Here is a 25034-nt window from a genome sequence, read left to right as displayed (position 1 = left end):
CAGGGTGTACAAGCTCGCCTTCTTCGTCCCGACCAGCCACCTGGAGCCGGTCAAGGCCGCCGTATTCGCCGCCGGTGGCGGCCGGATCGGCGACTACGACCACTGTGCGTGGCAGGTGTTGGGCCTTGGCCAGTTCCGCCCGCTGGACGGCAGCCAGCCGTTCATCGGGCAGAGCGGAGTGGTTGAACAGGTCGAGGAGTGGAAGGTCGAGCTGGTCGTCGCCGATGAGCTGATTCGTGCGGCAGTGGCGGCCCTCAAGCACAGCCACCCGTATGAAACGCCAGCCTACGAAGTCTGGCGCTTGGAAGACTTCTAAGCCCAATATGGGTCAGTTAGACCGGGTAGGGCTTCAGTCGCGAAGCGACCGCCTGTTCACAGCAGATGCAGTGAATTTCCTGACGCTTTCGCGAGCAAGCTCGCTCCCACAAAGTGAACTGCCCCCAATACTGGTCAGTTAGACCGGGTAGGAGCGGCTTCAGCCGCGAAGCGACCGCCTGTTCACAGCAGATACAGTGAATCTCCCGGCGCTTTCGCGGCTAAAGCCGCTCCCACCAAGCCACATGACGCCTGACTGACCTGTATTGCCTCTAAGCCTCTTCATGTGAGTGCTTCGCTTGCCACAACGGTTGGGATGAACGTAGGCGAGGCAGGCAGCGCAAGGCAAAAGCAGGCGAGGAAACGGAGGTGGCTGGTTGTCAATGAGCATTCCGACCGGGTTGACGATCCAGCCTGTTTTTAACGCCGCGATGGCAACGCAGCCAGCTTTTAGAGTGCCCTAGGGTCTGATTTCGATCAGCGTCCCGTCCTTCACCAAGTCCCAGACTTCGCGCATGTCGTTGTTCTTCATCGCGATGCACCCTTCTGTCCAGTCCAGCGTATGGAAGTACCACTCCGGGTACTCTTCGTCGATGGGCGTGCCGTGGATCATGATCATGCTGCCCGGCTTCACGCCTTCACGGCGCGAGCGTTCGCTGTCGGCGGCGTTGGGGTAGGAAATGTGCATGGACAGGTTGTACTTGTTGCTGGGCTTGCGCCAGTCGAGCCAGTAGAAGCCCTCTGGCGTGCGCTTGTCGCCTTCCTGCAACTTGGCGCCCTTGGGGTTCTTGCCCAGCGAGATGCGGTAGGTCTTCAGCGCCTCGCCTTCGCTGATCAGCTGCAACTGGCGGCTCGACTTGAGCACCAGCACCTTGTCGATACGCCGCTGGGTCAGCGGCGTGGTGTTGATCACCTTGTCGCCGATGACCTTCTGCTCGCTGCCCTTGGGCACGATGGTCTGGGTGAAGGCCGCCTGGGAGGCGGAAGCGAACGACAGGCACAACACAGCGAACAACCAGCGCATCGACATCTTCCTGAAGGCGCGTCCGTGACGGGCCAGGCTAGGTTATTGAACGGGACGGGAAGGGGGCAGGGCCTGGGTATGCACAGGGTAGTGCTGTTTACGCCGGTCTGCGAAGAAGCATTCTAGGGTACGCCTGACCGTCATGAAAGCCAGGTCATCCCATGGAATGTCGGCTTCGTCGAACAATTGCACCTCCAGGCTCTCGACACCGGCGGCAAAGCCGCCCTCGGCGAGTTCGCCACGGTAGAACACGTGCACCTGGTTGATGTGCGGCACGTCGATGAGCATGTACAACTGCAACTCGTGCAGGCTGGCGCAGGCTTCCTCGACCGTCTCGCGGCGGGCGGCCTGCTCGATGGTCTCGCCGTTCTCCATGAACCCGGCTGGCAGGGTCCAGTAGCCATGCCGGGGTTCGATGGCGCGACGGCACAGCAGCACCTGGTCGCCCACGGTGACCAGGCAGCCGGCCACGATATTGGGGTTCTGGTAATGAATGGTGTGGCAGTGGTCGCACACGTAGCGCAGGCGGCTGTCGCCTTCGGGAATGCGCAAGGCCACGGGTTGGCCGCAATGACTGCAGAAATTCATATGGGGTATTCGATCGCTGGATGCAGGCGTCCATCTTGGCCTTTCGCATGGGCAGTCAGCAAGTTCTGCGCGGCGTGCAGACGCGGCGTTGGCCGACAGGGGCTTGGGCGTGCCGCCGCTTTGGTGCATGATGCCAAGGTTGTCGCCGCTTGATTCCAGGCCGGTCCGGCTCCGGGCCGGTGTCGCTTAACTGATCGGGATTTTCCATGCTGGATGAGCTACTTCGCCGCGTAAGCAGTCATGTGCCAGGTGTTCTGGAGACGGATCAGCGCTTTCCGGAAGCCGCCGTGCTGTTGCCGGTCACCCGCAGTGACGAGCCGGAACTGGTGCTGACCCTGCGCGCCAGCGGCTTGTCCACCCACGGCGGCGAAGTGGCGTTTCCCGGCGGGCGCCGCGACCCCGAAGACCCCGACCTGACCTTCACCGCCCTGCGCGAGGCCGAAGAAGAGATCGGCCTGCCACCGGGCCTGGTCGAGGTGGTCGGGCCGTTGAGCCCGGTGGTGTCGCGCTACGGCATCAAGGTCACTCCCTACGTGGGGATCATTCCCGATTTCGTCGAGTACCGGCCCAATGATGCCGAGATCGCCGCGGTTTTCAGTGTGCCGCTGGAGTTCTTCCGCAAAGACGTACGCGAACACACCCACCGTATCGACTACGAGGGTCGCAGTTGGTACGTGCCCAGCTATCGTTATGGCGAGTACAAGATCTGGGGCCTGACCGCGCTGATGATCGTCGAGCTGATGAACGTGCTCTACGACGCCAACATCGACCTGAGCCTGCCCCCGCGCCCCTACGACAAGAACGCCTGAGGACCCGCCATGAACTACCGCCTGGGCAATGCCCGTGTGCAGACCCACCCCGAAAGCTGGACCGCGCCCACTGCCACGCTGATCGGCAAGGTACGCCTGGAGAAGGGCGCCAGTGTCTGGTTCGGCGCCGTGCTGCGCGGCGACAACGAACTCATTCATATTGGCGAAGACAGCAACGTGCAGGACGGCACGGTGATGCACACCGACATGGGCTCGCCGCTGACCATCGGCAAGGGCGTGACCATCGGTCACAACGCCATGCTGCATGGCTGCACGGTGGACGACTACAGCCTCATCGGCATCAACGCGGTGATCCTCAACGGCGCGAAGATCGGCAAGCACTGCATCATCGGCGCCAATGCGCTGGTCGGCGAAGGCAAGGTGATTCCCGACGGTTCACTGGTGATGGGCACGCCGGGCAAGGTGGTGCGTGAACTCAACGACGCACAGAAGAAGCTGCTCGAAGCCAGCGCTGCGCATTACGTCCACAACGCTCAGCGCTACGCCCGCGACCTGGCAGTGCAGGAAGACAATGACGACTGAACAGCCCCCGGAAAAACCCGTGCGTTCGCCGTGCGTGAGCATCTGTTCGCTGGACGAAGCCGACATCTGCACCGGCTGCCAGCGCAGCGTGCAGGAAATCACCGGCTGGAGCCGCATGAGCAACGACGAACGCCGCGCCGTATTGGTTCTGTGCCATGAGCGAGCCAAGGCACAAGGGGTGCTCTGGAGCCTCTGAAGGCTTTTCGCAGTAGGACCGGCGTTAGCCGCAATACTGGTCAGTTAGACCGTGGGAGCGAGCTTGCTCGCGAAAGCGGCGTCACGTTCACAGTAAATTCAGCAACTTTGCCCGCTTTTCGCGAGCAAGCTCGCTCCCACAAGCCGCAAAGCGCTTAATCGAACAGTATTGGCTTCGGCCGGAAAGCCTTTCGCGGCTGAAGCCGCCGCCTGAAAAGCTCGCCCAACCCGGGCCAATCAACGAAACACCATCTCCACCTGCGTACCCTGATCATTGCGCCATACCGGCGTGGCGCCCAGTTGCGCGGCGAAGCTGGCGATGATCTTCAGGCCCAGGCTGCGCGGGTCGGGGTGGCCGTCCGGGCCGGTGAAGCCTTTGCCGTTGTCGCTGATCACCAGGCGGTATCCCTCGGGTTGCACAGGCTGCAACGAGACCGTGATCAATCCCGGCTGGTCGTCGGGGAAGGCATGCTTGAGGGCGTTGGTCACCAGCTCGGCGACCAGCATCGACAGCGTCGTCAGGCGCGTCAGGTCCAGGCGTGCCTCGCTGGGTTCGACTTCGCAGCGCACTTGCGAGTTGTCGCTGATTTCCATCAAGTCTTCGCACAGCTCGGCCAGGCAGGCCGACACCGGCAGGTCGGCGCGGCTGGGGTCGTAGAGGCGCCGGTGAATACGCGAGATCCCATGCAGACGCTGCTGTGCGTCCTTGAGCACTTCCACCGGGTCTGCGCCTTTGCGGATGTTCTGCTTGCCCAGGTACAGGATGCTGGAGATGAACTGCATGTTGTTGGCCACGCGGTGCTGCAGCTCGGCGAACATCACGTTCTGTCGGTCGTACAGCTCGCGGATGACCCGCTGCTCGCGTAGCAGGCGGGTGCCCGTGCTGTGCATGAAGTGGATCAGCACGATATCGACGATGACGATGAAGGCGAAGAACGCCAGGGCCAGCAGGGCGCCGCCACTGAAACTGAACGGCTGTCCGGGGGTAATCAGCCAGTACCAGGCGGCCAGCCCGGACAACAAGGCGCACAGTGCACTGGGCAGGGTGCCGCAGAAGAACGCGGTGAGAATCACCGCCGGAAAGAAGGTCAGGTAGGGAAAGCCTTGCGGCAGTTCTTCCATCAGTTCGAGCCGGGCGAACAGGCTGAGGGCGAACATGATCACGCTCACGCTGTAGGCCAGCCGCGGACGGGCGCGCAGCGCGTTGGACAGCGCCATTGTCCGTTGCAGGAGAGGGAAGTGCTCAGCCAAGGGAACCCCGAGTCAGGTAATGGAGACCGGTGAAGCGGTGAGTGTCGCGCCGGGCCCGGAACGGTCCCATGCTGATCCCTCAGCAGCCCGGCATCCTATATCACCCCGAGGGCCAGCAGCTACGGTTTTATGGCGCCTGTCGTCTGGCGTAGGCGTGGTGCGCTGGCGGCCAGGACAAAAAGGTCAAGGGACGGCCGGTCTCGCGGTCTGATTGCAAGATGCCTCTCTTTCTCTTGAAGGACTTTTCCGAGAGAATCCCGGCCGCTTGCGCCCATGGACCCTGCTGACTAGGCTGCCTGCCGTCGCTGACAAAGCGGCAGGGCTTGGCCGCCCGGTTACTCGATCAATAGGCGCAGCACGCCAGAACCTTCATCGTGAAGAGACTTTCACGACGATGCTCCATGGCAGCTGCGCAAGGGACACCTTCGGGTGTGCCGGGTTGCCTATTGTCCGGTCGGCCAACCCTTGTGCAGTTGCCACCATTCGCTTGGCCGCGATCCCGGTGGCGACTTCCTTCAATCAATAGGAGTTGTACCGATGACCAAGAAACTCGTCCCCGATCCGCCATTCCCCGTTCCGGTTCCCGAACACCTCATCACCGCCTTCGAGACCCAGCTCTGCGAGCTGTACGACGTGCTGCGCTGCGCCACTGCCACGGCCTACGAGTGCGGTGACAGCCTGCAAGGTCAGGCCCGCGACCTGGCCATGAGCACCATGCACCTGGTCGTCCAGGCGCGCCAGCTGACGCACCATTTGATTGACCAGTTGGAGCCATTGTCGGCCGCAGGGGCCAGTCAGCACTGAGCCCGGTTCTGGCTGGCAGGCTTCAGCCGTGAAAGGGTCAGCACAGCCCCTGCATCTGCTGTGAACATGACGCCGCCTCGTGGCTCAAGCCGCTTACTCGGCCAGCGCCTGGCGACTGCGGTCCTGGTCCGCCAGGCCGTTGCACTGCCAGCGCCAGGCATCGGCAAGCATGCGCTCCAGGCCATGCCGGGCGCGCCATTGCAGTTGCCGGGCGGCCTTGCTCGGGTCGGCCCAGCAGCGCGCGATATCGCCCTGGCGGCGCGCCTCGAAGACCCGTGCAATGCGCACGCCGGTGACCTGCTCGAAGGCCGCTACCACTTCCAGCACCGAATGACCGTGACCGGTGCCCATGTTCCACAGGTGCACGCCGTCATGTGCCTGCAGGTAGCGCAGCGCATGGCAGTGCCCGGCGGCCAGGTCCGCCACATGCACGTAGTCACGCACCCCGGTGCCGTCCGGGGTCGGGTAGTCGTGGCCGAAAATGCGCAGCACCGCGCGCTCGCCGCTGGCCACCTGCAGCAGGTAGGGCAGCAGATTGTTCGGCGTATGGCTGGGGCGTTCGCCCAGCAGCCCGGAAGCATGCGCGCCAATCGGGTTGAAATAACGCAGCAGGGCCACCGACCAGCGCGGGTCGGCGGCGGCCATGCTGGTGATTACCTGTTCGGCCATCAGCTTGGATTGCCCATAGGGGCTGGCCGGCAGGCCGGTGGGGCAGCTTTCGGCGATGGGCATGTGCTCGCACTGGCCATATACCGTGGCCGAAGAACTGAACACCAGCTTGAACACCCCGGCGTCGGCCATGGCCTGGAACAGCGTGAGGCTGCCACTGACATTGGTGTCGAAGTAGCGCAGCGGCTCGCGCACGCTCTCGGCCACTGCCTTGAGCCCGGCGCAGTGGATGACGGCCGTGATGCGGTGGCGGCGCAGCAGGTTGTCCAGCACCGGGCGGTGGCGCACGTCGGCGCGGATGAAGCGCGGTGCCTGCCCGCTCAGCCGGGCGATGCGCGCCAGCACGTCGGGTGAGCTGTTGCTCAGGTTGTCGAGCAGCAGCACCTCGTGGTTAAGCGCCAACAGCTCCACGGCGATGTGCGCGCCAATGTAGCCGGTACCCCCTGTGACCAGAATCATCCGTGAGCCCTCCCGGTGGGCCGTGCCGGCGGCACGGCCAGCGTGCGCATCCGGGAAGCGGGCTCGGATAGCGGATCATTCTCTTCAGGGTGCCGGGGTGGCGCTGGAGTTCAGGGCCAGGGGGCCAGCGGCGGTGGCCCTTCATCGGCTGCCGACGAAAGGGCTGAACGGCAGGCGCGGAGGGGCCTCCAAACAGGCACAAGGCGGAGTGTCAGTGGTCCCGGTCCTTGCTTGGCCAGCCGCAGAGCGCCGGGACCCTCAAGGTGCCGGTCGTTCGACCCAACCCTGACAGGAGCGCCTCCATGAAGCCTGAGCGACAGCCCGGACAGTCCCCGTTGACCCCCTTGCCACCCAGCTCGGCGCGGCCGCTGCTGCTGTGCTTTTCGCACCTGCGCTGGAATTTCGTCTGGCAGCGCCCGCAGCAACTGATGTCGCGTCTGGCGCGTGACTACGACGTGGCGTTCTTCGAAGAACCGCTGTTCGAAGAACGCCCGGACGCCGTGCTGGATACCCAGACGGTGGCCGAGGGGGTGACGGTGCTGCTGCCACGGCTGCCGGCCGGGCTGGACGAAGCCCAGGTGGCCGAGGCCCAGCGCCAGTTGCTCGATACCTGGTTGGCGCCGCAGTCGCTGACCTCGCTGCTGCTGTGGTACTTCACGCCGATGAGCATGACCTTCAGCGTGCACCTGCAAGGGCAGATGGTGATCTTCGACTGCATGGACGAGCTGTCGGCGTTTCGCCATGCACCGGCGCGCCTGACGGAGCTGGAGCACGAACTGCTGGCGCGCGCCGACGTGGTGTTCGCCGGCGGCTACAGCCTGTGGAAGTCCCGCACCCAGCGTCACGGCAACGTGCACCTGTTGCCCAGCGGCGTGGATATCGCGCATTTCGCCAAGGCCCGTGAGGCGCAGCCCGAGCCGCCAGATCAGGCGGGCATCGCCCGGCCACGCCTGGGGTACTTCGGTGTCATCGACGAGCGGCTCGACCTGGCCTTGCTCGAAGCGCTGGCCCGCCAGCGACCGGCCTGGCAGATCGTGCTGATCGGTCCGGTGGTGAAGATCGACCCGGCCACGCTGCCGCGCCTGGCCAACCTGCATTACCTGGGGGCGCGGCCGTACGCCGAGCTGCCGGCCTACCTGGCGGGCTGGGAGGTGGCGCTGATGCCCTTTGCCATGAATGAGTCGACGCGCTTCATCAGCCCGACCAAGGCCCCCGAGTACCTGGCCGGAGGCAGGCCGGTGGTGTCCACGCCCATTCATGACGTGCTCAACCGCTTCGACGGCAACGGCGCGGTACTGATCGGCGCCACGCCCGACGAATTCATTGCCGCCGCCGAAGCGGCCCTGCAGCTGGCCCGCGAGCCGTGGCAAGTGGTGGAGAAGGTCGACAGCCTGATCAAGAACATGTCGTGGGACAGCACCTGCGAGCTGATCAGGGAGCAGATCGAATGCCAGCGCTGAACTTGCCCCAAGCCTTGGGCGCGCCAGCCTACGATTACCTGATCGTCGGTGCCGGCTTCGCTGGCAGCGTATTGGCCGAGCGCCTGGCCAGCCAGCTGGGCCGCCGTGTGCTGCTGCTCGACCGCCGTGAGCACATTGGCGGCAATGCCTACGACCACCTGGACGCTGCCGGTGTGCGCGTGCATCGCTATGGCCCGCACATCTTCCACACCAACGCCCCGCGTATCGTCGAATACCTGTCGCGCTTCACCGCCTGGCGGCCTTACGAGCATCGGGTGCTGGCGCAGGTGGACGGTCAGTTGCTGCCGATTCCGATCAACCTCACCACCCTCAACCGCCTCTACGGCCTAGCCATGGACCCGGCGCAGGCCGAGGTTTTCCTGGCGGCGCGCGCCGAGCCGGTCGATCCGATTCGCAGTGCCGAAGACGTGGTGGTCAGCCAGGTGGGCCGCGAGCTGTACGAGAAGTTCTTCCGTGGCTACACCCGCAAGCAATGGGGGCTGGACCCTGCCGAGCTGGACAGGTCCGTCACCGCCCGTGTACCGACCCGCACCAGCGACGACGATCGCTATTTCACCGACAGCTTCCAGATGATGCCGCTGCACGGCTATACGCGAATGTTCGAACGCATGCTCGACCAGCCGGGCATCGACCTGTTGCTGGGCACCGACTTTCGCCGCGTGCGCCATGCGCTGCGCTATCGCCAACTGGTGTATTGCGGGCCGATCGACGAGTACTTCGAGCATTGTTACGGGCGCCTGCCCTACCGCTCGCTGCGTTTCGAACACCAGACGCTGGAACAGCCGTGGTACCAGCCGGTGGCGGTGGTCAACTACCCGGCCGCCGAGGTGCCCTGGACACGCATCACCGAATACAAGCACCTCACTGGCCAGCGCCACGCCTGTACCAGCATCACTCGGGAATTCCCGTGCGCCGAGGGCGAGCCCTATTACCCGGTGCCGCGCCCGGAGAATGCCGAGCTGTACCGGCGCTACAAGGCTTTGGCAGAGCGCACCGCCAACGTCACCTTCCTGGGCCGCCTGGGCACCTACAAGTACTACAACATGGATCAGGTGGTCGGCCAGGCACTGGCACTGTTCCAGCGCATCGCCCGGCAGGCGGGCGTGCCGGTGAGCGGTTTCGATGAGCCAGGCTGAACCGGCATTGCCCGTGCAAGGAGGTCGCCACGTGCCAGGGCGTATCTTCAGCAGTTTCCTGATGGCCGGCTACGAATGCGCCGCGCACCGACGCGCCGACGGCCAACGCCTCGACCTGCTGGCGTCCACCGGGCATGCGGCCTGGGCCACGCAGGACTACCAGCAACTGGCCGCGCTGGGTATCCGCTGCGTGCGCGATGGCCTGCGCTGGCACCTGATCGAGCGCCAGGCCGGGCGCTACGACTGGCGCAGCCTGCGGCCGCAACTGGGCGCCGCCCAGGCCTGCGGCGTGCAGGTGATCTGGGACCTGTGCCACTACGGCTACCCCGACGACCTGGACATCTGGCGCCCGGCGTTCGTCGAGCGCTTCGCACGCTACGCCGGGGCCGCCGCACGCTGGCTGCGCGAGGAGGGCATCGCGGCGCCGTTCTATACGCCGGTCAATGAAATCTCCTACTGGAGCTGGGCAGGCGGCGAGGTGGGGGGCATCAGGCCCGCTGCCCAGGGCCGTGGCGATGAACTCAAGCACCAGTTGGTGCGCGCCAGCATCGCGGCGATCGAGGCGATCCGCGAGGTCGACCCTGGCGCGCGCTTCATGCAGTGCGAGCCGCTGGTGAACGTGGTTTCTGCCTCTCGGCGTGCCGAGCGTGTCGCCGCCGCCGAAGCCTACCGCCAGGCGCAGTTCCAGGCCCTGGACATGCTTACTGGGCGCCGCTGGCCGGGGCTGGGCGGTCGTGAAGACTACCTGGATGTTCTGGGCGTCAATTACTACCCGGCCAACCAGTGGTATTTCCAAGGGCCGCGCATCTCGCCCGACAGCGCGGACTTCCGCCCGTTGGTGGGCATGCTCAGTGAGGTGTACCAGCGTTACCAGCGCCCGCTGTTGCTCTCGGAAACCGGCACCGAGGGCGAGCAGCGCGTGCCCTGGCTGAACTACATCGTCGACCAGCTGCAGCTTGCCCTGGCCCGTGGCGTACCGGTCGAGGGGCTGTGCTGGTATCCGTTTCTCGACTACCCCGGTTGGGACAACGACCGCTATTGCGCCGCCGGGCTGTTCGGTTACCCCGATGCCCAAGGCCAGCGACCAGTGCACCGCCCGTTGCAAGTGGCGATGCAGGCTGCTGCGGCGCGTTTTGCCCCGGCAACGGGCCGAGACCGTGATGAACATTGACCCCCGTGAGGCAACGCCGTTGCCGGGCCGCGCCCTGGCCTTCCTGTGGCGTTACGTGTGGCGACGTGCCGGGGCGTTCGGCAGCCTGTTGCTGCTGATCGTTGGCGCGTCCGGCTGCGCAGTGGCGGTGCAATACGCCATGAAGCTGCTGGTCGATGGCATGGCCGCCGGCGGTTCCGGCAGTGCGCACATCTGGCAGCCGTTCAGCCTGTTCATCGCGCTGATCGTGTTGGAGAACCTGCTCTGGCGCCTGGGTGGCTACCTAGGTTGCCGCACGGTGGTGGCCACCTGTGCAGACCTGCGTGTCGACCTGTTCCACCACCTGACCGGCCACGCCATGGGCTACTTCAGCAGGCACTTTGCCGGCGCCCTGGCCAACCGCATCGCCTCGGCCGGCGGTGTTGCCGGGTACCTGTACGCCGGCCTGGCGTGGAAGATCATTCCGCCGTGCGTGGACTTCCTCGGTGCGGTGATCGTGCTGTTCAGCGTGCAATTGTCCATGGGCCTCGGCCTGCTGGGCAGCGTGTTGCTGGTGGCCTGGGTCATCACCCTGATGGGCTTGCGCGGGCGTACCCTGCACATGGCGTTCGCCACCCAGGCCGCACAGGTGAGCGGTGAGATCGTCGATCAGGTGAACAATGTCTGGACGATCAAGGCGTTCTCGGCCAGGGAGCGCGAGCGCAGTCGCCTGGAGCGCGCCATCGGCATCGAAGCACGGGCCCAGCGGCGCAGCTGGCTGCACCTGGAAAAGGTCCGTGCTGTGCACGACCTGTGCATGACCCTGATGGCCGGCGCCATGCTCGGCTGGGCGTTGTGGCAGTGGCAACTGGGGCGCGTCAGCCCCGGCGACGTGGTGATGGTCAGTGCGCTGACCTTTCGTATCCTGCATGGCTCGCGGGACCTGGCCCTGGCGCTGGTGGACAGCTCGCAGCAACTGGGGGTGATTGCCGAAACCCTGGCGATCATCGCCCGACCCCATGCCTTGCACGACAGCGGCCAGCAGATCGCCGGCGGGCGCGGCAGTATCCGCCTGGTGGATGTCAGCTACCGGCACGCCGACGGCCGCCCGGCCTTCGAGCATCTGTTCCTGGACATTCCGGCAGGGCAGAAGGTGGGGATCGTCGGCCCCTCCGGCAGCGGCAAGTCGACACTGATCAACCTGTTGCAGCGTCTGGACGACGTCAGTGCCGGGGCGATTCTCATCGATGACCGTGATCTGCGTTCGGTCAGCCAGGACAGCCTGCGTCGGCAGATCGCCGTGGTGCCCCAGGAACCGGCGCTGTTCAATCGCAGCATCGAAGAGAACATCGGCTATGGCCAGCCCCACGCCACCGCCCAGCAGATCGCCGAAGCGGCGCGGCATGCCTGTTGCGAGACGTTCATCGCGGCGCTGCCACAGGGCATGCAGACCCGCGTGGGTGAACGCGGGGTGCTGCTCTCCGGCGGCCAGCGCCAGCGTCTGGGGTTGGCTCGGGCATTCCTGAAGAATGCGCCGATCCTGATCCTCGACGAGGCGACTTCGGCGCTGGATTCGGAGTCCGAAGCGATGGTGCAACTGGCCCTGCAACGGCTGATGCAGGGCCGCACCGTGCTGGCCGTGGCGCACCGCTTGTCGACCCTAGCCGGCTTCGACCGCATTCTGGTGCTGCAGGACGGCCGTGTGGTCGAAGACGGCCCCCCGGAGGCACTGCATCGTCGCCACGGGCGCTTTCGCATGCTGTGCCAGGCGCAGGGAATGGAGCAGGCGATCTTTCGCGCCGGGTGAAGAGGGCAGCGCAGCCCCGGTAGAAGCGGCCGCGAAAATCCCGGATAAAGCCAATCTGTTCGCTTGAGCGGCATGTGGCCCGGTGGGAGCGGCTTTAGCCGCGAAAACGCCAGGAAATTCAGTGCATTTGTTGTGAGCATGCGGGCGCTTCGCGGCTGAAGCCGCTCCTACCGGGTCACCACAGCCGCTGTCTCCAGTTCCACTCATTCAGCCTTGATTAGGTTCTGTACGAAAAGTCGGCGAGCGAAGGTCAGGCAAGGCAAAAACAGGCGAGGAAGCGGAGTTTACTGGAGTAAATGAGCATTCCGACCGGGCTGGCGATCCAGCCTGTTTTTAACGCAGCATGGCCGAGCGCAGGCACTTTTCGTACAAAACCTAAGGCCTCTTCAGACTTCCTTAAGACTCGCTGTCGATACTCGCCCCACACATTGCTCTGGGGGTGCCCCGATGCCCGCTGTCGATTGGAATCTTGCAAGTCCCCTGTGGTTCGGCCACGGCAGCAGCGCGTCCCTGGCCCTGGAACGGCAGTTGGCCGGCGAGCCGCAGCGTGCTGCGCTGGAAACCTTCATCCAGCAGCGTTTCTTCGAAGCCCACGGCGCCGAGGTACGGCAGTTCATGCCCGAACTCTGGGGCCTGCGCGGGCCGGACGGTGAACTGTGCGCCGCCGCCGGGGTACGCCTGGCCGCCGAGCAGCGGCTGTTTCTGGAGCAGTATCTGGATGCGCCCATCGAGCAACTGGTAGCTGAACGCAGCGCCATCCAGATTGACCGCCAACCGATCGTCGAAGTCGGCAACCTGGCCGCCTGCAGCCTGGGCAGTGCGCGGCTGAGCATCATCACCGTGACCTGGCTGCTGGCCGTGCGCGGTCTGCAATGGGTGACCTTCACCGGCAACACCGCCCTGGTGAACAGCTTCCGCCGCCTGGGCCTGCGCCCCGTGACCCTGTGCACGGCCGACCCACGGCGCCTGGGCGAACAACGCCACGAATGGGGCCGCTACTACGACACCCAGCCCAGCGTGCACATCGGCGACATCCGCGCCGGCTTTGCCCACCTCAGCCAATTGGGTCTGTTCGACCGTTACGGTCTGCCCCTGACCCTGGAGCCTCATTGTCATGTCGCCTGAACTGCACGCCTTTCAACAGCGCCTGGCGCTACACGCCGTCGAGCGCCCGCAGGTTTCGGCCCTGTGGGGCGACGAGCGCCGCATCGACTACGCCAGCCTGCTGGCCGAAATCGATCGGCGTCGCGAGTGGCTGCGCGATGTAGAGGCCCGTTCGCTGGCCCTGGCGCTGGTTGACGCCAGCAATACCCTGCTGTGGGACCTGGCCGCGCTGTTCGAAGAGATTCCCTGCATTCTTTTGCCGCCATTTTTCACCCCTGCGCAGCGCCGCCATTGCCTGGAGCAGAGCCAGGTGTACACGGTGCTCGCCGACCCGGTGCATGACGACGAGCTGGCCGGCGCCGGCTACCAGCGCGCCGGTCTGTTCTGGTTCCGCGAGCGGGCTCAGGCCCTGCTGCCGCCGGGCACCGCCAAGCTGACCTACACCTCTGGCTCGACCGGCACGCCCAAGGGGGTGTGCCTGAGCGCCGCCGGCATTCTGGGCGTGACCCAGGCGCTGGCGGCCGCCACCCAGGCCAGTGGTGCCAGCCACCAGATGGCCTTGCTGCCCCTGGCGGTGCTGCTGGAAAACGTCGGTTGCTACGCGGCCCTGTGGCTGGGCGCGACCGTCAGCCTGCCTTCGCAACAACGCCTGGGCCTGCAGGGCGCCTCGAACCTGAACCTGCCGGTGTTGCTGGCGACCCTCGCCGAGCGCCGCCCGGACAGCCTGATCCTGGTGCCGCAGTTGCTGCAAGTGCTGGTCGGTGCAGCGGAGCAGGGCTACCTGGCGCCTGGCTGGTTCCGTTTCCTGGCGGTGGGCGGTGCGCGGGTCAGCACGCCGTTGCTGCAACGCGCCCTGGCGCTGGGCTTGCCGGTGCATGAAGGCTATGGCTTGTCCGAGTGCGCCTCGGTGGTGTCGCTCAACCGCCCCGGTTTGCAACGGCCGGGCAGTGTCGGCAAGCCGCTGCCCCACGTGCAGGTACGCCTGGCCGACGACGGCGAAGTGCTGGTCAGCAGCCACGCGATGCTCGGCTACCTGGGCGAGCCCTCGGCCGTGCCGGTGTGGTGGCCGACCGGCGACCTGGGTCAGTTCGACGAGGACGGCTACCTGTACCTGCACGGTCGCAAGAAGAACCAGTTCATCACCAGCTACGGCCGCAACGTCAATCCGGAATGGATCGAGGCCGAGCTGACCCAGGGCGGTGTGATTGCCCAGGCCTTCGTGTACGGCGAGGCGCAACCGCGCAATCACGCCTTGCTGTGGCCGCTGAATCCGGCCAGCGCCGACACGCAGATCCAGGAGGCCGTGGAACGCGCCAACCAGGCCCTGCCGGGCTATGCCCAGGTGCATGCCTGGAGTCGCCTGGACCAGCCGTTCACTCCCGACAACGGGATGCTCACCAGCAACGGGCGCCCGCGCCGCGACGCGATCATCGCGCATTACCAGCATTTGCTCACTGCCAACCCTGCCGCCGAGGACATCGCCTCATGAGTTTCTTCCAGCAACTGCAAGCCGCCACCGAGCAGGAGCGCCAGGCGCTCTTCAATCAGCCGATCATTCGCAAGGCGCTGGCCGGCGAGGTCACTCTGCCGAGCTACCAGGCGTTCCTGGCCCAGGCGTTCTACCACGTGCGGCATACCGTACCGCTGATGATGGCCTGCGGCGCGCGCCTGCCGACCCGCCTGGAGTGGCTGCGCGGCGCGGTGTGCGAGTACATCGAAGAGGAATACGGCCACGAGCAGTGGATTCTCAACGACCTGCGCGCCTGTGGCGCGGATGCCGACGCGGTACGCGATGGCACCCCGAGCCTGCCGATCGAACTGATGGTGGCGTTCCTTTACGACCAGGTCGCGCGTGGCAACCCGGTGGGATTGTTCGGCATGGTCAACGTGCTGGAAGGCACCAGCATCGCCCTGGCCACCCACGCCGCCGGGGCGATCAAGACCCGTCTGGGCCTGCCGGAAACCGCGTTCAGCTACCTGCAGTCGCACGGCAGCCTGGACATCGGCCACATGGAGCACTTCCGCAAGCTGATGGACCGCCTCGACGACCCGGCCGACCAGCAGGCGGTGATCCATGCCTGCAAGGTGGTGTACCGCCTGTACGCCGCCATGTTCGAAACCTTGCCCGACGGTGATGCACTGTCGTCTGGAGACTGCCATGCAGCTGCATGATGCGCGGGTGATTCTGACCGGGGCCAGCGGTGGCATCGGTTTGCAAATTGCGGCGGCGCTGTGCGCCGAGGGTGCCCGGGTGCTGGCGGTGTCGCGCAGCGGTGCGGCACTGGAGCCGCTGCTCAAGCTCTACCCGGAGCGCCTGCGGTGGCTGGAGGCCGACCTGGGCACTGCGGCCGGGCGCCAGCGGGTGCTGGCCGCCAGCCAGGGCATGGACGGTTTCAACCTGCTGATCAACGCCGCGGGCGTCAATCACTTCGCCATGCTCGAACAGCTGCCGGAAGCCGACATCGAGGCGATGCTGCAGATCAACCTGCTGGCGCCAATGCTGCTGACCCGCCAGCTGCTGCCGGGCCTCAAGCAGGCCGGCAGTGCGATGCTGGTGAATGTCGGCTCCACCTACGGATCGCTGGGCTATGCCGGTTATGCCGCGTACTGCGCCAGCAAGTTCGGGCTGCGCGGTTTCTCCGAGGCGCTGCGGCGCGAGCTGGCCGACTCCAATGTGCATGTGCTGTACGTGGCGCCACGGGCGACCCGCACCGGCATGAACAGCTCCGCCGCCCAAGCCCTGAATGCGGCGCTCAATACCCAGGTGGACGACCCGGTGCGGGTCGCCAGCGCAGTGGTGCATGCCATTGCCGGCGACCGTACCGAGCTGTACCTGGGCTGGCCGGAGCGCTTGTTCGTGCGCATCAACAACCTGCTGCCCGCGCTGATCGACCGCGGCCTGCGCAAACACCTGCCGCTGATCCGCCAGTTCAGTGCCCACGACCCACAAGGACCCCGCCAGCCATGAAATATCCCCTGATCGCCCTGGCCTGCCTGCTCAGCCTGCCGGCCTGGGCCCTCGACAACGCCGACCAGCAACGCCTGGCCGGTATCCAGCAACAGTGGGCGAAGATCCAGTACCAGACCCCCGAAGCGCAGCGCGCAGCCGCCTTCGAGCAATTGTCGCAACAGGCCGAAGGTTTCACCCGCGAGCGGCCCGCTGCTGCCGAGGCGTGGATCTGGTCGGGCATCGTGCATAGCAGCTGGGCCGGTGCCCAGGGCGGCCTGGGTGCGCTGAGCAAGGTCAAGCTGGCCCGCGAGGAACTGGAAAAGGCCATGGCCATCGACCCGCAGGCGCTGCAAGGCTCGGCCTACACCAGCCTGGCGGCGCTCTACGACCGGGTGCCGGGCTGGCCGGTGGGCTTCGGCGATGCCGACAAGGCCGACAAACTCTTGCAGCAGGCCCTCAAGATCAACCCGCAAGGCATCGATACCCTGTACTTCTGGGGTGACCATCTGTTCCGCCAGGGGCACTATGCTCAAGCCAGGGATGCGCTGAAGCAGGCCCTGCAGGCCGCACCGCGTCCGGGCCGGGAAGTGGCCGACGCCGGGCGGCGCCAGGAAATCCAGCAGTTGCTGGCAGACGTCGACAAGAAGTTGAACTAGTGGAGCAGGCATGCGGCTGTTACTGATCGAGGACGACACGGCGCTGGGCGAGGGCATCCATCAAGTGCTCACCCGCGACGGCTACACCGTGGATTGGCTCAAGGATGGCGCCAGCGCGCTGCATGCCTTGCTCAGCGAGAGTTTCGACGTGGCGGTACTCGACCTGGGCCTGCCGCGCCTGGATGGCCTGCAGGTGCTGTCTCGCCTGCGCGCCAGTGGCTCGACACTGCCGGTGCTGATCCTTACCGCCCGCGATGCCACCGAAGACCGCATCGCCGGGTTGGATGCCGGTGCCGACGATTATCTGGTCAAGCCCTTCGACCTGGCCGAACTCAAGGCCCGCCTGCGCGCTTTGCTGCGGCGCAGCGCCGGGCGTGCGCAGGTGCTGATCGAGCACGGGCGCATTACCCTCAACCCCGGTTCCCAGCGGGTGACCCTCGACGACGAGCCGGTGTCCCTGACCCCCAAGGAATACCAACTGCTGCACGAACTGTTGTCACCGGCAGGCCGGGTGATGACCCGCGAGCGCCTGGTGCAGTTGCTTTACGGCTGGAGCGAGGAGGCCGAGAGCAACACCCTCGAAGTGCACATCCATAACCTGCGCAAGAAGTTCTACAGCAGCCTGATCCGCACCATTCGCGGCGTGGGCTACATGGCGGAGCAGCAGCCTTGAGGTCGATCCGGCGCCGGACCCTGACGCTGATCATCGGCGTCTTGCTGGTGGGCCTGTCGATCATGACCCTGGTCAACGTCCACGACAGCAATCACGAAATTGCCGAGATCTACGACGCGCAGCTGGCCCAGCACGCTCGCCTGCTGCAGGGGGTGATGCGCATGCCACTGGAGCGTGCCGAACACGAGCAGCTCTACCAGGCCTTCGACCGTGCCTTGCAGCAGGCCGACCCGCGTACTGCAGGGCATCCCTACGAGGGCAAGATGGCCTTTCAGGTCTGGGCCGGTGATGGCCGCCTACTGGTCCACACCACCAGCGCGCCGACGCTCGACGGTTCTGCGCAGGTGCTCGGCTTTCACAACCTCACCGACCCGCAAGGTCGCCGCTGGCGGGTGTTCGTCATGGACGATGCGCAGCACGACCTGCGGATCTGGGTGGGCGAGCGCGATGATGTGCGCGCCGACCTGGTCGGGCGCATCATCCATCACACCCTGCTGCCGAACATCGTCGGCAGCCTGATTCTGGTGGCCATTGTCTGGCTGGCCATCGGCATCGGCCTCAAGCCGCTCAACGATCTGGCGCGCACCTTGCGCAACCGCAGTCCCGGTTCGCTGGAGCCGCTGAGCCTGGCGCCTCTGCCGTTGGAGCTGGAACCCATGCAGGCGGCGCTCAACCGTCTGCTGGCCCAGGTGCAGGAGCTGCTGCACCGCGAGCGGCGCTTCATTGCCGATGCCGCCCATGAGATGCGCACGCCGCTGGCGGTGCTCAAGGTGCATGCGCAGAGCCTGCAGGAAGCCCCCACCGAGGCGGAGCGCCGGGCCTCGCTGAATTACCTGATGGTGGGGGTGGAGCGCACCACGCGGCTGGTCAACCAATTGCTGACCATTGCCCGCCTGGAACCCAATGCGCCGATTCACCTGGGTGCGGTGGATGCAGTGGCGGTCATTCGTGACGCCATCGCCCAGCTCACGCCCTGGGTCATCGGCCGTGGCGTGGAGCTGGCGTTCCAGTGCGATGAAGCGCGGCGTACGGTGGACACCGATGCCGCATTGCTGGAAATCGCCCTGCAGAACCTGGTTTCCAACGCCGTGAAGTTTTCCCCGCCTGGTGGCCAGGTCACGGTGTCGCTGTTGTTCAGCACAACGGCGATGACCCTGCAGGTCGACGACGAAGGGCCGGGTATCAGCCCGGCGCAGCAGGAGCGTCTGTTCGAGCGTTTCTTCAGCCAGGGCAACGAAGAGGGCGTGGGCCTGGGGCTGGCGATCGTTCAGGCCATCGCCCGCCGCCTGCACGGTTCCATAAGCCTGGAGAACCGTCTGGAACGCGGTTTGCGGGCGTCCTTGACCGTTCGGCTGTAATTTTCCCCTTACGTGTAAAGAAAGCATGGCAGTGGCAGACACAGAGAAAAGGCACACTGCCATTAATCCGGTGTGGCGCGATCAGGGAATGCTCCGCTCTGCCGCAGGGGGAATGACCATGAATACAAGAAACCTGTCACTCACCACCCGTACCGTCCTGGCCTTCGGTTGCATCTGCCTGTTGCTGCTGGTGATTGGCGGCAGCGCGGTCTGGCAGCTGCGCACCATCGACGAGTCGGTGGTCGAGCTGCACCGCGACTGGATGCCCAGCGTACGCCAGGCTGGCAAGGTCCAGACGGCCGCGCTGATGTATCGCGTCGATGCGCGGCGTTTCTCCATGGACGATGACCGCATGAGCGCTGAGTCGCTGGCGACACTGGACCAGTTCCGCAGCCGCATGAAGGCCGAGGTACAAGCCTACGGCCCGCTGGTGTCCTCGCCGGAGGAGGCAGCGCTGTACCGCGAGGTGTCGGCCGATGTCGACGCCTATATCGCCTCTATCGACCAGCTGGTCGCTGCCGGCAAGGATGCCACGGTGCAGCAGCTGGGCGGGATCATCCGTACCGTGACCAAACCGGTGGCCGCCAAGTTGCAGGTCGACCTGGAAAAACTCATTGCCATCAACGAGGCCGGTGCCGATGCGTCCAGCAATGAGGCCCATGAGGCACAGGTCAGCGGCGTGCGCCTGATCGGTGGCGTGAGCCTGCTGGCGCTGGTGCTGACAGTGCTGATCGCGCGGGTGTTCATCAACAGCATCCTGCGCCCGGTGCGTGCCTTGCTGGTGGCCACCGAGCAGATCGCCAACGGCAACCTGCGCGCCGATATCAGCGCCCAGGGCGCGGACGAACTCACTCGCCTGGAAAGCGCGACCCTGACCATGCGCGATAACCTGCGTTCGATGCTCGACCTGATCGGCCAGTCGTCCATGCAACTCAGCCAGGCCGCTGGCCAGCTCAATACCGTTACCCGCGAAACCACCGCCACGGCCGAGCAGCAGAGCATGGAAACCGACCAGGCCGCCACGGCCGTGAACGAGATGACCGCAGCGGTGGAGGAGGTGGCGCGCAACGCCTCGGCGGCCTCGCAGTCCAGTCAGCGTTCCGAGCAGGCCGCGCGGCTGGGCAAGGACAAGGTCAACACCACCATCGCCTCGATCAAGCGGCTCAGCGACAGCGTGCGCAAGACCCGCAGTGATGTCGAAGACCTGGCTTCGAAAAGCCACGACATCGCAAAGGTGCTGGATGTGATCCGCACCATTGCCGAACAGACCAACCTGCTGGCCCTCAACGCGGCCATCGAAGCGGCGCGGGCCGGTGAACAGGGGCGAGGTTTTGCGGTGGTAGCCGACGAGGTCAGGGCGCTGGCGCACCGCACCCAGCTGTCGACTCAGGAGATCGAGAAGATGATCGCCGAGATTCAGGGCAATTCCGAAGCAACGGTCACCTCGATGCGCCGCAGCGACAGCGAAGTGGGCGAAACCCTGGCCAGTGCCAACGACACCGGCGAGGCCATTGCCCAGATCGCCGAAGCCATCAGCGACATCAACGAGCGCAACCTGCTCATCGCGACGGCGTCCGAGGAGCAGGCCCAGGTCGCGCGCTCGGTAGACGAGAACCTGGTCAGCATCCGCGACCTGTCGGCACGCAGTGCGGCGGCTGCCGGGCAGACCTCGGCGGCCAGCCAGGAAATGTCGCGCCTGGCCGGGCAGCTCGACACGCTGGTGGGGCGCTTCGTCATCTGAGCGGGTGGACAGGGGCCAATAGGGGCTTCTCGTGCCCGGGATGCTGACTGACGGGTGGCTGGCGCGGTATTTTTGTCGCGGTGTATGGCAACTGGCTAGGGTGTGGCGTCACTATATGTAGCTACTGGCCATTATTTTCCGGGGACGTGTGCCGATGGGCGCGGTCTGAGGGAAATGACCTCATCCCGGAAGTTGCCATGACCGCACCGCGAATCGGCTTCGCCTGTCAGTATCGCCACCCCGAGCGAGGCCTTTCTGCGGCCTCCATCAAGCGGGTGGAAGCGCCGTTCAACCCGCGTACGACAACCCTGCGCTGGTTGAACAGCGTCGAGCCTGCCTTGGCGCGGGCCAAACTGGTGGAGGTCGTCACGCATAACCTCGACGCGCAGTTGCGCCTGCTCGACTACGTGGCGCAGTTGCCTCCCAGGCTGCATATGCTGCGGCTGTCCAGCGACCTGCTGCCGTTCTACAGCCATCCGCAATGGCGTGACTTCTACCGTGAGCCGGCCATCGAGCAGTGGCTGGCGCGTTGTCTGGCGGCGGTGGGCGAGCGGGCAAGGGCGGCGGACATTCGTCTGTCGCTGCATCCCGGGCAATACTGCGTGCTGGGTTCGGACAAGCCAGCGGTAGTGGAGAACAGCCTGGCCGAGTTCGAGTACCACGCCGACGTGATCCGTATGCTGGGCTACGGGCGGCAGTTCCAGGACTTCAAGTGCAACGTGCATGTTGCCGGGCGATTGGGGGTGGAGGGCATCCGCCGGCTGTGGCCACGCCTGTCGCAGGTGGCGCGTCTGTGCATCACCTTCGAGAACGAAGAGAAGACCTACGGCGTGGACGACTGCCTGCAGCTGGCCGACCTGGCGCCGGTGGTGCTGGACATCCATCACTGCTGGATTCACGAGGAAGGTTACATCGACCCGCACGATCCACGGGTGGCGCAGATCATCGACAGCTGGCGGGGGGTGCGCCCGGTGATGCACTACTCGCAGCCTCCCGAGGACCTGCAGGCGCTGGGCTTCGCTGCCAACCGCAAGCTGGAAATGGAGCGCTTGTTGCGACGCGTGTCCAAGCGTGACCTGTACGGGCATAGCGAGCGCATGTGGAACCACTGGAGCAACCGCTATGCACTGCAGTTCCTCGACCGTTTCGACATGATGATCGAAGCCAAGGACAAGAACCTGGCCAGCCTGGCGTTCTATGAGCAGTGGGTGAAGGGCGCGGCGCCGGGCCGGTCGGCCCCGTCAGTGCCCGGGGCCGGCTGAAGGCTTGAAGGGGGGCAATCGGCTTGCTCCCGGAAAAAACCAACCCGCGCCTGAGTGATCCATCCTCAGGCTCAATCCCCTTCGATCAAGCGCTTCCCGGCTAACTGACCAGTATTGGGTTTAACCGCAATACTGTTCGGTTAAGCGCTTTGCGGCTTTAGTGGGAGCGAGCTTGCTCGCGAAAAGCTGGCAAAGTCGCTGCATCTGTTGTGAACGTGACGCCGCCTTCGCGAGCAAGCTCGCTCCCACGGCCTAACTGACCTGCATTGGGATTAACCGCAATACTGTTCGGTTAAGCGGCATATGGCCCGGTGGGAGCGGCTTCAGCCGCGAAGCGACCGCCTGCTCACAACAGATGCCGTGAATTTCCTGGCGCTTTCGCCGCTAAAGCCAACCCGAGACCCATGACGCCAGACCTTCGCTCGGCGATTTTTCATACAGAGCCCAGGCTTATTTGCCGGGGGTGAGGGTCAGGCGCTGCTTGCCGTAGCCGCGTTCGTAGTTCTGTTGCTGTACCGGCAGGGTGCTGTACTGCGCTTTCAGCCAAGCGTCGATGCTGTTGGCGTAGTACGGGCTGGCCGGGTTGCCCGACTGGCCGGTGCTGACTACCGCCTGCAAGGGTTCGCTCTGGCTGAAGTCGATGATCATGCGCAGGCTGGCGGCCGGCAGGACGTTGAAGTCCTGGCCCCAGGCGTAAGGCGCGGCGGCCAGGCTGCCGTGGTCGCCACCAAAAGGCACCGGGGCGTGCTCGAAGCGGCCTTCACCGCCCAGGTAGCGGGCCAGTGGGTTGCGCGACGGGCTCCAGTCGTAGCGGTGCAGCTTGCCCCACTGCCAGGCCTTGTGGTCACTGCCCAACTGGCTTTCCCCGGCGTTGATCGCCGCAGCCAGGCTGCGTGCCAGAATCGTTGGCTTGTCTTCTTTCTGCGCGGTGCGCGTGTCGTCCCAGAACGGGCTGTCGTCGCGGCCCAGCAGGTGGTCGGCCTGCGCCGACCAGGTCGAACGCGCCTGCGCCACCAGGGCCTGCCAGGCCGGGCTGTCGGCGCCGCCGAGTTCGTCCTGGAAGGTCAGCCGTGCGCTTTCCTGCAAGAACAGCTCAAACAGGGCGGCATCGGCGGAGCCGGCGCTCAGGTTGCCGTCGAAGGCCATCAGCCGGCTGTAGGCTTCCCGCGCCTTGCCGCGCTCGGTTTCGGGCAGCGCGTCGATGGCCTGCTTGAGCGGCTTGGCCATGCCCGGTGCCTCGAACATCTGCTTGAGCCGCGTGGCGAATGGTGTGTTCTGGTCGTACTGCATGGCGATGCTGCTGCGCACGTCCTGCTTGCCGGCGTTGGCCAGCTCGGCCAGGCGTTCGGCACGTGACGGGTAGCCCCAGCTGTTGGACAGCTGCATGCCGTAGCCCTTGGGCGCCACGCGGTTGCCGGCGGTGCCCAGCCAGCCTTGCTGCGGGTCCTGGTCGTAGGGGTGGAGCATGGCGTCGGCGAAGCCGTCCCAGTCGTAGCGGCCGTCCCAGCCCGGCGAGGGCAGCAGGCCTTGGCCGTCGCGACGGTTCGGGTAGCGGCCGGTGACCTGCCAGGCCACATGGCCGGCGTCGGCGAACAGCATGTTCAGGCCGATGGCGCGGATCTCGCGGCTGCTGTCGAAGCCGCGTTCCACGTTGGTGGCGCGGGACAGGTCGAAGAACGCGTCGAGGCTCTTGTCATCCTTGAAGTCCGGCAGCTGCAGGGCCAGCCCCAGGGCACCGTTGCCGGTGTCGAGCAGGTCGCCATGGCGGGTGCTGTAGACGGTTTCGCGCACCGGCTGGCCGCCCTTGACCAGGAAGGTTTCCTGGTGGCTGGCCGCTGGCAGCCATTTGCCGTCGGCCAGGTACTGCACGCGGCCGTTGTCGCGCTTGAGCTTTTCCAGGAACAGATCCTGGTTGTCACCCTTCAGGCTGCCCATGCTCCACGCCAGCTTGCCGTTGAAGCCGCTGAGCTGCAGCGGCAGGCCAGCCAGGGTCACGCCAGAGGCCTGGTACTTGGGGGCGTTGATCTGCACCAGGCTCCAGCCAGCGCCAGGTCCGGCAGGCACCTGCATCTCGCTGGCCAGCAGGCTCTTGCCGCTGCGGCTGCGCTGCGGGCCTACCGCCCACTGGCTGGACAGCGCGTTGCCCATCAGGTTGAGGTCGGCCAGTTGCCGGGCCACGCGGTTCAGGTCGTTCAACGCCTGGCCCTGGCCGGCCAGGCTCAGGCCCTTGAGTTTGTCGGCCTCGGCGAACGGCAGGGCCTCGTCGGGCCAGGTCGGCAGCAGCCAGGCGAGCTTGTCGGCACTGACCTTCTGGCTCAGCGCCAGGGCGCCGAGTTCTTCTTGCAGGTTGACCGACTGGTTGAAGCTCAGCAGCGCGAAGATCAGCGCCGAGTCTTCCGGTTGCCAGTATTCCAGGCGGTAGTCGGCCAATTCCGCCGGCAGCTTGTCGCGGTAGCGGAACAGGTAGGCGTTGACCCCGCGGGCATAGACTTCGAAGAACTTCTGCAGGCGTGGCGAGGCCGACTTGTACAGCTCGCTGGCGCTGCGCTTGAGGTTGGCGGCGCGCATCAGGCGGTCCACCGGCAGCGCCTCGGCACCGGCGACCTCGGCCAGGCGGCCCTGGGCCAGCAGGCGCATGCCGAACATCTGCCCGGCGCGCTCGCCGGCGTGCAGGTAGCCGAGGCTGAACAGCGCGTCGTGGAACGAACTGCTCTCGATCAGCGCCATACCCTGCGGGTTGCGGCGGATCGAGACATTCTGGGCCAGGCCCTTGATGGCCACGGTGCCGGAAGCTGGCAGCAGGGTCGAAGCGTCTTCGCCGCCCAACTGGCAGCCGGCAAGGCCGAGAAAACCGGCGGTGGCGGCGGCCAGGCCGAGGCGGGAAGGCGAACGGGAAGGGACAAGCGAGGCCATGGCGAAACTCCGGCGACGTGGCAACTGCAAAAGCCGCTACGTTAGTGAGCCGCCCGGCGCCACGCAAGCGTGACAGGGCGGTTTATTGCGGAATATTTCGGCCCTGGCGCGCCCGCTCGAGTGGGCCTGCCGGGCTGACTCTCGCTCATCCCGGTGGGACCGGCTTC

23 protein-coding genes are annotated in these 25034 nt (G+C 65.7%); 18 read left to right on the top strand and 5 right to left on the bottom strand.

Annotation, left to right across the window (positions count from 1 at the left end; all coding sequences use genetic code 11):
* Window positions 1–4 precede the first annotated feature (4 nt).
* Entirely contained in the window at window positions 5–316 is a 312-nt protein-coding gene (locus RRX38_RS10415) for a YqfO family protein (RefSeq protein ID WP_295473677.1), read from the top strand.
* Between the two features lie 459 nt (window positions 317–775).
* Here the strand turns inward: RRX38_RS10415 and RRX38_RS10410 are convergent, their stop codons facing one another.
* Complete coding sequence (locus RRX38_RS10410; protein WP_295473674.1) at window positions 776–1339, bottom strand: murein L,D-transpeptidase family protein; 564 nt, start codon at window positions 1337–1339, stop codon at window positions 776–778.
* Window positions 1340–1381: 42 nt separating this feature from the next.
* Window positions 1382–1927 (bottom strand): NUDIX hydrolase, encoded by a 546-nt coding sequence (locus tag RRX38_RS10405; RefSeq protein ID WP_295473670.1) that lies wholly within the window; start codon window positions 1925–1927, stop codon window positions 1382–1384.
* Window positions 1928–2133: 206 nt separating this feature from the next.
* Here RRX38_RS10405 and RRX38_RS10400 point away from each other — a divergent pair, with 206 nt between their 5' ends.
* Genes RRX38_RS10400 through RRX38_RS10390 form a run of 3 tightly spaced genes read left to right on the top strand, consistent with a single transcriptional unit; the run spans window position 2134 to window position 3475 of the window.
* Window positions 2134–2736: a CoA pyrophosphatase gene (locus RRX38_RS10400; RefSeq protein ID WP_295473668.1), complete on the top strand. Its 603-nt coding sequence runs from the start codon at window positions 2134–2136 to the stop codon at window positions 2734–2736.
* Window positions 2737–2745: 9 nt separating this feature from the next.
* A complete protein-coding gene (locus RRX38_RS10395; protein WP_315962445.1) occupies window positions 2746–3279 on the top strand; it encodes a gamma carbonic anhydrase family protein in 534 nt (177 codons plus the stop codon).
* Window positions 3269–3475, top strand: a complete 207-nt coding sequence (locus RRX38_RS10390) for a DUF1289 domain-containing protein (protein WP_315962444.1) — start codon at window positions 3269–3271, stop codon at window positions 3473–3475. The genes RRX38_RS10395 and RRX38_RS10390 overlap by 11 nt, the downstream gene beginning before the upstream one ends.
* 236 nt (window positions 3476–3711) lie before the next feature.
* On the opposite strand, the gene RRX38_RS10385 is transcribed toward RRX38_RS10390, so the two are convergent.
* Window positions 3712–4692, bottom strand: a complete 981-nt coding sequence (locus RRX38_RS10385) for a sensor histidine kinase (protein WP_315962443.1) — start codon at window positions 4690–4692, stop codon at window positions 3712–3714.
* 570 nt (window positions 4693–5262) lie between these two features.
* Between RRX38_RS10385 and RRX38_RS10380 the strand changes: the two genes are divergently transcribed.
* Window positions 5263–5529, top strand: a complete 267-nt coding sequence (locus tag RRX38_RS10380) for a DUF6124 family protein (protein ID WP_315962442.1) — start codon at window positions 5263–5265, stop codon at window positions 5527–5529.
* Window positions 5530–5622: 93 nt separating this feature from the next.
* Here the strand turns inward: RRX38_RS10380 and galE are convergent, their stop codons facing one another.
* Window positions 5623–6657 carry a UDP-glucose 4-epimerase GalE gene (galE, locus tag RRX38_RS10375; RefSeq protein ID WP_315962441.1) on the bottom strand — a complete coding sequence of 345 codons (1035 nt, stop codon included), beginning with the start codon at window positions 6655–6657 and terminating at the stop codon, window positions 5623–5625.
* Between the two features lie 302 nt (window positions 6658–6959).
* Here galE and RRX38_RS10370 point away from each other — a divergent pair, with 302 nt between their 5' ends.
* The 13 genes from RRX38_RS10370 (at window position 6960) to RRX38_RS10310 (ending at window position 21954) form a co-directional block, all read left to right on the top strand.
* Window positions 6960–8117: a glycosyltransferase gene (locus RRX38_RS10370; protein WP_315962440.1), complete on the top strand. Its 1158-nt coding sequence runs from the start codon at window positions 6960–6962 to the stop codon at window positions 8115–8117.
* On the top strand, window positions 8105–9274 hold the full coding sequence (glf, locus tag RRX38_RS10365) for a UDP-galactopyranose mutase (RefSeq protein ID WP_315962439.1): 1170 nt from the start codon (window positions 8105–8107) through the stop codon (window positions 9272–9274). Before RRX38_RS10370 ends, glf begins: the two co-directional genes overlap by 13 nt.
* Window positions 9261–10445 carry a beta-glucosidase gene (locus RRX38_RS10360; protein WP_315962438.1) on the top strand — a complete coding sequence of 395 codons (1185 nt, stop codon included), beginning with the start codon at window positions 9261–9263 and terminating at the stop codon, window positions 10443–10445. Before glf ends, RRX38_RS10360 begins: the two co-directional genes overlap by 14 nt.
* Entirely contained in the window at window positions 10435–12210 is a 1776-nt protein-coding gene (locus tag RRX38_RS10355) for an ABC transporter ATP-binding protein (protein WP_315962437.1), read from the top strand. The genes RRX38_RS10360 and RRX38_RS10355 overlap by 11 nt, the downstream gene beginning before the upstream one ends.
* Before the next feature lie 447 nt (window positions 12211–12657).
* A complete protein-coding gene (locus RRX38_RS10350; protein ID WP_315962436.1) occupies window positions 12658–13335 on the top strand; it encodes a thermostable hemolysin in 678 nt (225 codons plus the stop codon).
* Window positions 13325–14803, top strand: a complete 1479-nt coding sequence (locus RRX38_RS10345) for an AMP-binding protein (RefSeq protein WP_315962435.1) — start codon at window positions 13325–13327, stop codon at window positions 14801–14803. The genes RRX38_RS10350 and RRX38_RS10345 overlap by 11 nt, the downstream gene beginning before the upstream one ends.
* Window positions 14800–15486, top strand: coding sequence for a TenA family transcriptional regulator (locus tag RRX38_RS10340; protein WP_295473636.1), 687 nt, complete (start codon window positions 14800–14802; stop codon window positions 15484–15486). Before RRX38_RS10345 ends, RRX38_RS10340 begins: the two co-directional genes overlap by 4 nt.
* Window positions 15473–16282, top strand: a complete 810-nt coding sequence (locus RRX38_RS10335; RefSeq protein WP_315962434.1) for an SDR family oxidoreductase — start codon at window positions 15473–15475, stop codon at window positions 16280–16282. The genes RRX38_RS10340 and RRX38_RS10335 overlap by 14 nt, the downstream gene beginning before the upstream one ends.
* The gene (locus RRX38_RS10330; protein ID WP_295473631.1) at window positions 16279–16920 is read left to right on the top strand and encodes a tetratricopeptide repeat protein; all 642 of its coding nucleotides are present in this window, start codon (window positions 16279–16281) and stop codon (window positions 16918–16920) included. The genes RRX38_RS10335 and RRX38_RS10330 overlap by 4 nt, the downstream gene beginning before the upstream one ends.
* A 10-nt stretch (window positions 16921–16930) precedes the next feature.
* Window positions 16931–17593, top strand: coding sequence for a response regulator (locus RRX38_RS10325; RefSeq protein ID WP_315962433.1), 663 nt, complete (start codon window positions 16931–16933; stop codon window positions 17591–17593).
* Window positions 17590–18951, top strand: a complete 1362-nt coding sequence (locus tag RRX38_RS10320; RefSeq protein ID WP_315962432.1) for an ATP-binding protein — start codon at window positions 17590–17592, stop codon at window positions 18949–18951. Before RRX38_RS10325 ends, RRX38_RS10320 begins: the two co-directional genes overlap by 4 nt.
* Before the next feature lie 25 nt (window positions 18952–18976).
* Window positions 18977–20692, top strand: coding sequence for a methyl-accepting chemotaxis protein (locus tag RRX38_RS10315; RefSeq protein ID WP_410524883.1), 1716 nt, complete (start codon window positions 18977–18979; stop codon window positions 20690–20692).
* Window positions 20693–20889: 197 nt separating this feature from the next.
* Window positions 20890–21954, top strand: coding sequence for a UV damage endonuclease UvsE (locus RRX38_RS10310; RefSeq protein ID WP_315962430.1), 1065 nt, complete (start codon window positions 20890–20892; stop codon window positions 21952–21954).
* Window positions 21955–22404: 450 nt separating this feature from the next.
* Here RRX38_RS10310 and RRX38_RS10305 read toward each other — a convergent pair whose 3' ends face one another.
* Entirely contained in the window at window positions 22405–24867 is a 2463-nt protein-coding gene (locus RRX38_RS10305; protein ID WP_315962429.1) for a penicillin acylase family protein, read from the bottom strand.
* Window positions 24868–25034 lie beyond the last annotated feature (167 nt).

The sequence above is a fragment of the Pseudomonas sp. DTU_2021_1001937_2_SI_NGA_ILE_001 genome, assembly GCF_032463525.1.
In the GTDB taxonomy this organism is placed as follows: domain Bacteria; phylum Pseudomonadota; class Gammaproteobacteria; order Pseudomonadales; family Pseudomonadaceae; genus Aquipseudomonas.
This window is presented reverse-complemented; position numbering and strand designations above follow the sequence as displayed.

What these genes read in the sequence shown, in the direction of transcription:
- RRX38_RS10410 (WP_295473674.1), bottom strand. Translation starts at nt 1,339, where the DNA reads ATGCGCTGGTTGTTCGCTGTGTTGTGCCTGTCGTTCGCTTCCGCCTCC.
- RRX38_RS10405 (WP_295473670.1), bottom strand. Translation starts at nt 1,927, where the DNA reads ATGAATTTCTGCAGTCATTGCGGCCAACCCGTGGCCTTGCGCATTCCC.
- RRX38_RS10400 (WP_295473668.1), top strand. Translation starts at nt 2,134, where the DNA reads ATGCTGGATGAGCTACTTCGCCGCGTAAGCAGTCATGTGCCAGGTGTT.
- RRX38_RS10395 (WP_315962445.1), top strand. Translation starts at nt 2,746, where the DNA reads ATGAACTACCGCCTGGGCAATGCCCGTGTGCAGACCCACCCCGAAAGC.
- RRX38_RS10390 (WP_315962444.1), top strand. Translation starts at nt 3,269, where the DNA reads ATGACGACTGAACAGCCCCCGGAAAAACCCGTGCGTTCGCCGTGCGTG.
- RRX38_RS10385 (WP_315962443.1), bottom strand. Translation starts at nt 4,692, where the DNA reads ATGGCGCTGTCCAACGCGCTGCGCGCCCGTCCGCGGCTGGCCTACAGC.
- RRX38_RS10380 (WP_315962442.1), top strand. Translation starts at nt 5,263, where the DNA reads ATGACCAAGAAACTCGTCCCCGATCCGCCATTCCCCGTTCCGGTTCCC.
- galE (WP_315962441.1), bottom strand. Translation starts at nt 6,657, where the DNA reads ATGATTCTGGTCACAGGGGGTACCGGCTACATTGGCGCGCACATCGCC.
- RRX38_RS10370 (WP_315962440.1), top strand. Translation starts at nt 6,960, where the DNA reads ATGAAGCCTGAGCGACAGCCCGGACAGTCCCCGTTGACCCCCTTGCCA.
- glf (WP_315962439.1), top strand. Translation starts at nt 8,105, where the DNA reads ATGCCAGCGCTGAACTTGCCCCAAGCCTTGGGCGCGCCAGCCTACGAT.
- RRX38_RS10360 (WP_315962438.1), top strand. Translation starts at nt 9,261, where the DNA reads ATGAGCCAGGCTGAACCGGCATTGCCCGTGCAAGGAGGTCGCCACGTG.
- RRX38_RS10355 (WP_315962437.1), top strand. Translation starts at nt 10,435, where the DNA reads ATGAACATTGACCCCCGTGAGGCAACGCCGTTGCCGGGCCGCGCCCTG.
- RRX38_RS10350 (WP_315962436.1), top strand. Translation starts at nt 12,658, where the DNA reads ATGCCCGCTGTCGATTGGAATCTTGCAAGTCCCCTGTGGTTCGGCCAC.
- RRX38_RS10345 (WP_315962435.1), top strand. Translation starts at nt 13,325, where the DNA reads ATGTCGCCTGAACTGCACGCCTTTCAACAGCGCCTGGCGCTACACGCC.
- RRX38_RS10340 (WP_295473636.1), top strand. Translation starts at nt 14,800, where the DNA reads ATGAGTTTCTTCCAGCAACTGCAAGCCGCCACCGAGCAGGAGCGCCAG.
- RRX38_RS10335 (WP_315962434.1), top strand. Translation starts at nt 15,473, where the DNA reads ATGCAGCTGCATGATGCGCGGGTGATTCTGACCGGGGCCAGCGGTGGC.
- RRX38_RS10330 (WP_295473631.1), top strand. Translation starts at nt 16,279, where the DNA reads ATGAAATATCCCCTGATCGCCCTGGCCTGCCTGCTCAGCCTGCCGGCC.
- RRX38_RS10325 (WP_315962433.1), top strand. Translation starts at nt 16,931, where the DNA reads ATGCGGCTGTTACTGATCGAGGACGACACGGCGCTGGGCGAGGGCATC.
- RRX38_RS10315 (WP_410524883.1), top strand. Translation starts at nt 18,977, where the DNA reads ATGGCAGTGGCAGACACAGAGAAAAGGCACACTGCCATTAATCCGGTG.
- RRX38_RS10310 (WP_315962430.1), top strand. Translation starts at nt 20,890, where the DNA reads ATGACCGCACCGCGAATCGGCTTCGCCTGTCAGTATCGCCACCCCGAG.
- RRX38_RS10305 (WP_315962429.1), bottom strand. Translation starts at nt 24,867, where the DNA reads ATGGCCTCGCTTGTCCCTTCCCGTTCGCCTTCCCGCCTCGGCCTGGCC.